The organism is Bradyrhizobium frederickii, from assembly GCF_004570865.1.
Taxonomy (GTDB): Bacteria; Pseudomonadota; Alphaproteobacteria; order Rhizobiales; family Xanthobacteraceae; genus Bradyrhizobium; species Bradyrhizobium frederickii.
Genome location: NZ_SPQS01000063.1, coordinates 1 through 9180 on the forward strand (window position 1 = coordinate 1; position 9180 = coordinate 9180).

The window sequence follows — 9180 nt, forward strand, 5'->3', positions numbered from 1 at the left end:
CATCAGTATGGACGGCCGGGGCGCCTGGCGGGACAACGTGTTCGTTGAGCGGCTGTGGCGCAGCGTCAAATACGAGGAGGTGTATCTGCGGGCCTACGACAGCGTCAGCGACGCTCGCGCCTCGATTGGCCGCTATCTGGACTTCTACAATTGCCGCCGTCCACATTCGAGCCTTGACGGCAGCACACCGGATCAAGCCTACTTCACCCCGCTGCCGCTCCGCACGGCAGCCTAACCCCGGCAGAGGCTCCACTTATCGACGCGGATATTCTGTTCAGACAACCGGGGCCAGCTCAGGGGGACCACGAGTCCCTGGTCCGTCACGTCAAGACTTACTTCCCTAACGACGAAGGCATAAAGAAAGGGTTGAGTGTTCTTCGTGCGTATCATGACCCGAGCTATGTAGCTTCTGGCGGGCGGCCGCGCACAATCCCCTCAGCGGACGACGCGCCCCTCTCAGAGCGGCTTAATGCCAGTGGCATGACGTCGGGTAGCGCTGCTCGTCATGATCGTAGTCTTCGCAGATTTTCTAACGCGCTTAATCTTGCGGGCCACTCGATATCCGGACTAGACCACGCTGCGCGTATTGAATTCGCTCAGAAGTTGTTCCCGAAGGACGAGCATCTATTGTTCGCGTTAAACAAGGTTGGCGATGCCGAGCACGTTGCCGAAGCGGGTCCGTCTCGAAAGCGCAGCGGTCATGCTGTCCCGCCGCGCACATTGCATCTTCATCCCGATGACGCCCGCATCATTGACGGCCTGGAAAAAGCAGAGTTGAGCATGCTCAAACCCGAGGAGACTCGCCGGAGAAAAGATGTTCAAGATCTGGCCGGCAACCAACGAAGATTCGGTGCTTGGCTCCAAAGCAATGGGCGAGGGAGCATAGTGAGCCGACTGACCGGCACCAGTGAGCAGCAAAAGTCGTTGAACGACGATCACACGGACTTTAAAAAGCTAGTCGAAATGCTGACATGGGCTTCGATCGTCTTCGGAGCTACCTATGGCTCGTCGAGGCGAACGCTGCGCTGGGCGTCTCCTCCGAGCAGGCGGGTGGCGAGCCGCGGCGTGGCGAGTCGAACTCTACGTGGTCGCCGCACTTGCCGCACGATTTTGAGTGGCCGACGCCGGAAGCTGTGCCAGATGGGTCGTCGGCGATCTACCGAGGTCTCGACTCTTTCGTTGATCTGCCGTACACCTCGCAGGAGGTAAGAGACGATGCTCAGTCAGCGCCGGTGAGTAGGGCTGCCGCCAGACCGCCCCACTTCACCGGACCGTTGGACGCGCCAGCTCGGTCGCCAGACATTTTCCGCGGTCTTCAGTCTTTCGTTGATCTGCCGTACACGCCACAGCAGATGCGAGACGATGCTCAGTCAGCGCCGGTGAGTAGGGCTGCCGCCAGACGGCCGCTCTTCACCGGACCATCGGACGCGCCAGCTCAGTCGGCAGACACCTTTCGCGGTCTTCAGTCCTTCGTTGATCTGCCGTACACGCCGCAGCAGATGCGAGACGGTGCCCAGTCGGCGCCGGTGAGTGGGGCTGCCGCCAAATCGCCGCTCTTCACCGGACCATCGGACGCGCCAGCTGCGGTCGGCAGACACCTTCCGCGGTCTTCAGTCCTTCGTTGATCTGCCGTACACGCCGCAGCAGATGCGAGACGATGCTCAGTCGGCGCCGGTGAGTGAAGCTGCCGCCAAATCGCCGGTCTTCACTGAAATATCAGACGTGCCAGCTCAATCGTCAGACATCTACCGCGGTCTCAACTCTTTCGTTGATCTGCCATACATACCGCAGCAGATGCGTGACGATGCTCAGTCAGCGCCGGTGCTCAGCCCTGCCGGTGAACCCACGTTCTTCGTCGGGCGGTCGGGCGTACTTCAAGAGCTTGAGGACATCGGAGACCGAGTCGACATGGATTGGCAGCATGGCTCCCAGCCGGCGCCAAATTTCTTACTCGATGTCCTGGATAACATCGGGGTCCTGCCGACCCAGTTCAGCGGCCCAACCGAGGTCTCCATCAACGGTGAGTACTCGATCACATTGGGGCCGCGAGGACGCCGCGGTGCGCAATTCATCCATCATCCTCGCCCGTCTCCTGTCCCGGGTGCTCAGATCGGCTCCTCGGCTAGCGTTGCCTCTTCCGGTCACCGCAGCGGACCCGTGCTAGGCCCCACGCAGTGGCTGGGTGACGAGCATATCCAGCAGGACTATGAGCTCCTGGCGAATGAGTTGCAGCAGAACAATCCGGATCTCGCCGCCCGGACGCGGTTCGTGGATCCCCTGATTGCCCAAATGTTGCGATCCCCCTCCAAGGAGGTCGCCGAACGAGCATTAGGGTGGTTTCTCCATGATACAGCCGACTTCCTGTTCCTGCCGGTAAGCGATGCCAGCAATACGGATAGACATCGGCGCGGCAGTCACTGGTCGCTGCTGCTGGTTGATCGCCGCGATCGGGACCGGCCGGTCGCTTATCACTATGACTCCACGCAGGGATATAATGACAGGCCCTCAGCGGAGCTCGCACGACGGCTCGACGCTCACCTGCAACAGGCCCCGATAAGACAGCAGCAGAACGGTTATGACTGCGGCGTCTTTGTCGTGGACGGCACCCGGGAACTAGTTAGGCGATTGGCAGCAAGACGGCCGGACCTGAACCTCAATAATCTCGTCATCAGTCGGCAGGCACTGGGGGACCGACTAGGCGCTGGTGTCGGCTTCAACTGAACAGGGTGTGCGACCGAGTCAAATGCGCTTCTCGCCGATCGAAGATCCGCCATCGGTGTGTTCGCAGAGCATCATAGTGTCTCACCTGAGGAGCTGAGTGCGCATACGACGAAGGCCGGCTGATTGACGAATGTGCGCGGGCACAACGAGCTCTACGATCAGCTGTGTGAAGGTCAGGCGGCCTGGTGACCGGCGGGCTTATCGGCCTGGCGCAGGAGCTTCTATTCCCAGGGCAGCAGTTCGTGCAGGCGTGTCGCGGGAAGGTCGGCGATCCGGACCAGGACCTCAGACAGCATTGGCTGGACAGTCTGCCTCTTCCATCGGAGGAGCGTGCGATGCTCCAGCGTCTTATCACGGAACTCGAACGCGTGACGAAGCAACTATCGGAAATCGACAAAGTCGTGGCCCAACAGGCTCTGGATGATCCACGGGCTCTCAAGCTGATGACGATCCCCGGCGTGAGTTCGGTCGTCGCATCGAGTGTACTGGCCTCCATCGGCGACATCGCACGCTTCCAATCACCGGATAAGCTCAGCAGCTACTTCGGTTTGACCCCTCGAGTTCGGCAATCGGGAGAGCATCCGGCAAGGCATGGCCGTATCTCGAAACAGGGCAATCGTGACGCCCGCAAGATGCTGGTTGAAGCGGCCTGGTCGGCCAAGACGGCGCCCGGGCCGCTGCGGGCCTTCTTCAATCGCATACAGAAGAAGCATGGGCCTGGAGTCGCGGCCGTCGCCACGGCACGTAAGCTCGCAGTGATGATCTGGCACGTCCTGACGACCGGGAAAGATTATGCTTACGCACGACCGGCGTTCACAGCGATGAAACTCCGGAAGGTGGCACTCAAGGCTGGAGCGCCTCGTGCCTATGGCAAGGCTGGCCCGGGTCGGGACTACTGGATCAAGGAACTGCGTGAGCGGGAAGCTGGCTATGTCGCACGCGTCGAGCAGGCGTACGAGCGGATGGTGGCGGCCTGGAAGGAGAAGCCAAAAAAAGTGGCCTTGAACTGACGATAGGGCTTCTCAACACCATCCGTGGTCAAGCAGATCCCGCCATCGTCGAGGAAGCGGGCGAAGTCGTTCCAGCGCCTGAGCATGTTACTTCGTAGGCTTCAGGACCTCGGTGGAGGGCGAGAGGGTTTCGCGCCCCGCAACCACGTGCATGTGCTCAAGAAGCGGCTTGCTCTTTCCGTGGCGGACGGCCGGTCACGTCGGCGTCCCGGCCGTTGATGGTGCGCTGGATATCGAACGACGCATCGAGGTGTCTCACCGGAGCGCGATTAGGTTAGGCCCTCATAGCAGCCTGCCGGAATTAGACGTGGCAGTGCATCAGGGATGCTTCGCCTTTCCGCGGTTGCATCGTCGCGCGCGGGACCACCAGGTGGAAAGACGTCCGGCATCGGCCAGATGTCAGACATACTGCACTAATCTAAGGTAATCGTCCGTGAGGACAGGTGAGCGAATCGAACAAGCCGCGTCTTCAAGGAAGGTGGTGAGAGTCCGACTAGCCCAATTGCGGACTTCGACAGATTGCCGGGCCGGCGCGCGAGTACGGAGAGTTGCAAGTTCGGAACTGACGAGGTCAGCCGCCGCTGCGGCGCAATCTGAGGCAGAGAAGCAGCCAGCAGACATGACAGCTTTTGCCAGCCCCAATGTGGTGAGCCAACCCGCATAGATCAGCACGGCACCGTCTGTCTCATTGAGCCCAGAGAGCTGCTCAATTGCAGCACCATGGACTGATGCCGCTCCAACTGATCGAAAGAGATCGGCTATTTCGTCACGCGTGGCTTTAGAGAGGAGGCAGCGACCGAGATGCGATAGGAGCGCCTCAGTCGGACCTTCGAAGATGCGAAGGATGCGAGCGTCTCGATAGATTTTGGCTAAAGGCGCTCCCTCGTCGTAACCACGGCCACCTAACAGCTGGACGCATTGATCAGCGACAAGGCCGCACCACTCCGAGGACAAAACCTTCGTTGCCGACGCAAGGTGGACGTTTGGCGCGCCCTGCGCTGAAACAAGTTGGCATGATGCGGCCAGCATCGCCTTCACGACTTCCCGCCGCAGCACCATCTGTCCAAATAACTGCTCGATGTAGCTGTTCTCGATCATGCGCAGTTTACCGAGTCGGCGATGGCTTGCATAAGAGGCTGCGACCTGGATAGCGCGCTCAAGGGCTCCAAGACCCATAGCAGCCACACCGATACGGCCGCGGTTCATGCTAGATGAGGCAGCGCCCCAGCCGTCTTGATCGCGAGAGAGCACGTAAGAACGCGGCACCTCAACATCGTGGAACTCCAGGGTATTCTGAATGATGCCACGCAGACCCAGTGTGCGATGCTCGTGCGTGACCTTGAGGCCTGGAGCCTGCCTGTCAACGAGTACACCAACGAGCCGACCTTTCGCATCGGGTCCAGACGCGCGCGCAAAGCAAACGATCCAGCGAGCCCAGTCAGCGAGGCCGATCCAGATCTTGCGGCCAGAGATACGAACTTTATCTTCGCGCATGAGGGCCGAAGCCTCTATGTGCCTCGGGGCCGAGCCAGCTCCGGGCTCCGTCAAAGCGAAAGCGCAGAGATCGCCGCGTGTTGCACCCCAAATGATATGGTTTTGTTCCGGGATGTGCGGTGCCGCTTGGATGCAGGGCAAGGCCAGGAAGTTATGGATGACGAGGGTAGAGGCAGCGGAGACATCGAAGGATGCAGTGGCAGAGATGAGGTTGATGGCCTCCTCTAGGGGAAGAGCTAATCCGCCGTGCTCTCCTGGTGTGGTGAGCCCGAACAGTCCATGCCTTGCCAATATGCTGTGTAGGGTTGGAGGGAATGCTCGGCGGTCATCCGCGTCGGCGAAATTTAGCTGACTGAGGTCAGCGATCAAATTGGAGTATAGTGCAGCTGCACGGCGTTCGGCCGTGCGTTCCTGCGCCTCCCGGAATTGGGCATAAACCTGAGTATACATGGCCATAAGGCCCACAATGAACCCGGTCGCGCTTCATGCCAATTCATCCCCGCGGCTATCTCGGTTACACATTGGTATAGTGTGGATGTAAGCCCAGTATAAGCACGTTCTGCGGGACGTCGACTTATTGCGACCGCTGCGTGGACTCTCATCAAGATAAGTCTTGTCGGGCCTATCGGAGGCGCACGTTCGTTTCTTCCCATTGGCCAAAACTAGGTATGTTGCGCAACGATGAACCGCACACCGCAAGTTCGATGGTAGCGTCAACCCGCCGCATCATCTAGACCGCCTCTCTTGCAACTGCCCCGTAGGCAGCGGCGCTCCTTTGCCCCTATCTGCGACGGCCCATCCATCTCATTGCCGAGGCACCACAGCTTGATCCCATGAGGCGCCCGCCAGCCGTGCTTGCGGCGAAGCTCCGACCACACAGCTTCTCCAGGATGGTTGCAGTGTTCGACCAAATTGCGAGCGGCATCGCCGCGGCGGGTCCCCAGATTGAGGGCAATCATCGACGCGACATCGGCGGCCCGGCGCCAGTCCATGAATTCATTGGTGCCGAAGCTGTCGGGTCGGTGCTCAACCAGCCAAATCGAGGCGCGCCGGCCTCGTCTCTAGTGGTCCAACACCGTCCTCCCAATTGTAACCGTGCCGCCAGGATATCGAACGACGGGCGGGCCGAGCTCCTTCACCAGCGCCAGCACGGCCCTCCGAAAACCTCTTTCGTCTACGCTCCGATGGCCGGGCTCGTAGATGCTACCGTAGATGCATCGGCCCCGATGTTCGACGAAAGACGAAAGCACCAAACAGACGAGAGTTCGTGTGACCAATGGTGAAGTCGCGATCGATCAGAACTGTGGCTTTCCTGATGTTCTTCTCGGCCGGCCTGCGGCTGATGACAGTTACGACGTGGCCTGCTGCTCTGCGAAAGGAACAAATGAAAATGCGTGCCGACACTGGAGAGAACTCCATGAAGCCGATCCGCATCTAGCAGTACGAGCCTTTGGCAGCGGCAGCGGCAGCGGCAGCGGCGTCGTGGAGATATTGGGCGCAAACACTACAACAATAAAGAGAGCAATCGGCAACAACTCGCCAATTTTACGGCAAACCCACGGGGCGCAGCCAGCCCGCTAGCACGTTCCGAGTCGTTCTGGGTAGTCCAAGGTTCGGTCCCGCTGCATCCTCAAGAAAGTCATTCCCCGTGATTTGCCCGACCGTATGCGCAACAGCATCGATTACGCAACCTTCTGACACACAGCGGCTTGCTAGGGTTATGTTGCAAGCCCGCCGAAGCAAAACCCTGGCATTCCCGCCGGGGTTTTGCATGGTCATCGACACTTTGGCAGAGTAGATCAGAAGTCCATACCGCCCATACCGGCGCCTGGAGGCATTGCTGGACCAGCCGCAGCCTTCTTTGGCAGCTCGGCAACCATCGCTTCCGTCGTGATCAGGAGAGCGGCAACCGAGGAGGCGTTCTGGACCGCGATGCGCACGACCTTGGTCGGGTCAATGATGCCCTTGGAGACAAGGTTGCTATACTCGCCTGTCTGCGCATCGAAGCCATAAGAGTACTGCTCGTTGTCCAGGACTTTGCCGACCACGATCGAACCGTCTTCACCGGCGTTGATCGCGATCTGGCGGGCCGGCCAGGACAGCGCCTTGCGCACGATCTCGACGCCGGTCTTCTGGTCGTCGTTCTTGGTGCGCAGGCCCTTGAGCTGCTCGGAGGCACGGAGCAGGGCGACGCCGCCGCCCGGGACGATGCCTTCTTCCACGGCCGCGCGGGTCGCATGCATCGCGTCATCAACGCGATCCTTGCGCTCCTTCACCTCGACCTCGGTCGCGCCGCCGACGCGGATGACCGCGACGCCGCCAGCGAGCTTGGCGAGACGCTCCTGGAGCTTCTCACGGTCGTAGTCCGAGGTGGTTTCCTCGATCTGCGCCTTGATCTGGGACACGCGCGCCTCGATGTCGGCCTTCTTGCCGGCGCCGTTGACGATCGTGGTGTTCTCCTTGTCGATCATCACCTTCTTGGCGCGACCGAGCATGTTGAGCGTGACGTTCTCGAGCTTGATGCCGAGGTCTTCCGAGATCGCCTGGCCGCCGGTCAGGATCGCGATGTCCTGCAGCATGGCCTTGCGGCGATCGCCGAAGCCCGGAGCCTTGACGGCCGCAACCTTGAGGCCGCCGCGCAGACGGTTAACGACGAGGGTCGCGAGGGCTTCGCCTTCGACGTCCTCGGCGACGATGACCAGCGGCTTACCACTCTGCACCACGGCCTCGAGCAGCGGCAGCAGCTCGTTCAGCGAGGAGAGCTTCTTCTCGTTGATGAGAATGTAGGCATCATCCATCTCGACGCGCATCTTATCGGCGTTGGTCACGAAGTAGGGCGAGATGTAGCCGCGGTCGAACTGCATGCCCTCGACGACGTCGAGTTCGGTCTCGAGCGACTTGGCCTCTTCGACCGTGATCACGCCTTCGTTGCCGACCTTCTTCACGGCGTCGGCGAGGAACTTGCCGATCTCCTGGTCGCCGTTGGCCGAAATGGTGCCGACCTGGGCGATCTCCTCGTTCGAGGTGACCTTCTTGGAGTTCTTCTGGAGGTCCGCAACGACGGCTTCGACCGCGAGGTCGATACCGCGTTTCAGGTCCATCGGGTTCATACCGGCGGCAACTGACTTCACGCCTTCGCGGACTATCGCGGCGGCCAGGACGGTCGCAGTGGTGGTGCCGTCGCCGGCAGCATCCGCCGCCTTCGAAGCGACTTCGCGCACCATCTGGGCGCCCATGTTCTCGAACTTGTCGTCGAGTTCGATGTCCTTGGCGACGGCAACGCCGTCCTTGGTGATGCGAGGCGCGCCGAACGACTTGTCGAGCACGACGTTGCGGCCCTTCGGACCGAGCGTGACCTGCACGGCATTGGCGAGGATGTCGACGCCGCGCAGCATACGGTCCCGCGCGTCTACTCCGAATTTGACTTCTTTGGCTGACATTAAGAATTCCCTCAGTTCTTATTTTATCACCCTTCAGCGCGCCTAGGTGGGCGCTCTTCAGGTAGTGAGCTGTGCGAGCGCTGGGTTAGGCGGCTTTCTTGTTGGAAAACACATCTGTGAGAACGCCCATGATGTCGCTCTCCTTCATGATCAACAGCTCCTCGCTATTGATCTTGACTTCGGTACCCGACCATTTGCCGAACAGCACACGGTCCCCGACTGAGCTGGTCCCGCAAATCTGAACAGCGCGATAAGTGGAGTTTCTGCCTGACGGCGGGCAAGATTGACCCGCGAATCAGGAGAGACGATGAGCAGACGAGCACGGCGGAACCACACTCCGGCTTTCAAGGCGAAGGTGGCACTTGCCGCCGTCAAGGGTGACCGCACGCTGGCGCAACTGGCGGAGCAGTTCGACGTTCACCCCAATCAGATCACATCGTGGAAGGCCCAGCTCGAAGGCAGCGCTGCCGATGTTTTCGGTCCGGGCGGCGGGAGTCGGATCGCCGAACCCACCG

General features: G+C 60.4%; 8 protein-coding genes and 3 pseudogenes. 5 read left to right on the top strand and 6 right to left on the bottom strand.

What is annotated here, in order from left to right; translation table 11 throughout:
* Positions 1-235, top strand: a 235-nt coding sequence (locus E4K64_RS38595) for an integrase core domain-containing protein (RefSeq protein ID WP_135161597.1), incomplete at its 5' end; no start/stop codon positions are given.
* A gap of 401 nt (positions 236-636) precedes the next feature.
* On the opposite strand, the gene E4K64_RS38600 is transcribed toward E4K64_RS38595, so the two are convergent.
* Positions 637-939, bottom strand: coding sequence for a hypothetical protein (locus E4K64_RS38600; RefSeq protein WP_135167582.1), 303 nt, complete (start codon positions 937-939; stop codon positions 637-639).
* A gap of 1194 nt (positions 940-2133) precedes the next feature.
* On the opposite strand from E4K64_RS38600, the pseudogene E4K64_RS42020 reads away from it, so the two are divergent.
* Positions 2134-2721 (top strand): annotated as a pseudogene (locus E4K64_RS42020) (Ulp1 family isopeptidase); the annotation flags it as partial.
* Between the two features lie 335 nt (positions 2722-3056).
* Positions 3057-3731 (top strand): IS110 family RNA-guided transposase, encoded by a 675-nt coding sequence (locus E4K64_RS38610; RefSeq protein ID WP_235884958.1) that lies wholly within the window; start codon positions 3057-3059, stop codon positions 3729-3731.
* Here the strand turns inward: E4K64_RS38610 and E4K64_RS41515 are convergent.
* From E4K64_RS41515 to E4K64_RS42070, 3 genes and pseudogenes are all read right to left on the bottom strand, one after another.
* Positions 3731-3990, bottom strand: a pseudogene (locus tag E4K64_RS41515) (IS66 family transposase); the annotation flags it as partial. The gene E4K64_RS38610 and the pseudogene E4K64_RS41515 overlap by 1 nt on opposite strands.
* A gap of 140 nt (positions 3991-4130) precedes the next feature.
* Positions 4131-5675 (bottom strand): acyl-CoA dehydrogenase family protein, encoded by a 1545-nt coding sequence (locus E4K64_RS38615; RefSeq protein ID WP_164719158.1) that lies wholly within the window; start codon positions 5673-5675, stop codon positions 4131-4133.
* Between the two features lie 263 nt (positions 5676-5938).
* Positions 5939-6265, bottom strand: coding sequence for a hypothetical protein (locus E4K64_RS42070; RefSeq protein WP_488225973.1), 327 nt, complete (start codon positions 6263-6265; stop codon positions 5939-5941).
* A 229-nt stretch (positions 6266-6494) separates the two neighbouring features.
* Here E4K64_RS42070 and E4K64_RS38620 point away from each other — a divergent pair, with 229 nt between their 5' ends.
* Entirely contained in the window at positions 6495-6806 is a 312-nt protein-coding gene (locus E4K64_RS38620) for a hypothetical protein (protein WP_135167583.1), read from the top strand.
* 218 nt (positions 6807-7024) lie between these two features.
* On the opposite strand, the gene groL is transcribed toward E4K64_RS38620, so the two are convergent.
* Together groL and E4K64_RS38630 are read right to left on the bottom strand one after the other, a co-directional pair.
* The gene (gene groL, locus E4K64_RS38625) at positions 7025-8665 is read right to left on the bottom strand and encodes a chaperonin GroEL (protein ID WP_135167584.1); all 1641 of its coding nucleotides are present in this window, start codon (positions 8663-8665) and stop codon (positions 7025-7027) included.
* 85 nt (positions 8666-8750) lie between these two features.
* A pseudogene (locus tag E4K64_RS38630) lies at positions 8751-8888 on the bottom strand (co-chaperone GroES); the annotation flags it as partial.
* A gap of 84 nt (positions 8889-8972) precedes the next feature.
* Here E4K64_RS38630 and E4K64_RS38635 point away from each other — a divergent pair.
* On the top strand, positions 8973-9180 hold a 208-nt coding region (locus tag E4K64_RS38635), incomplete at its 3' end, for a transposase (protein ID WP_135163638.1).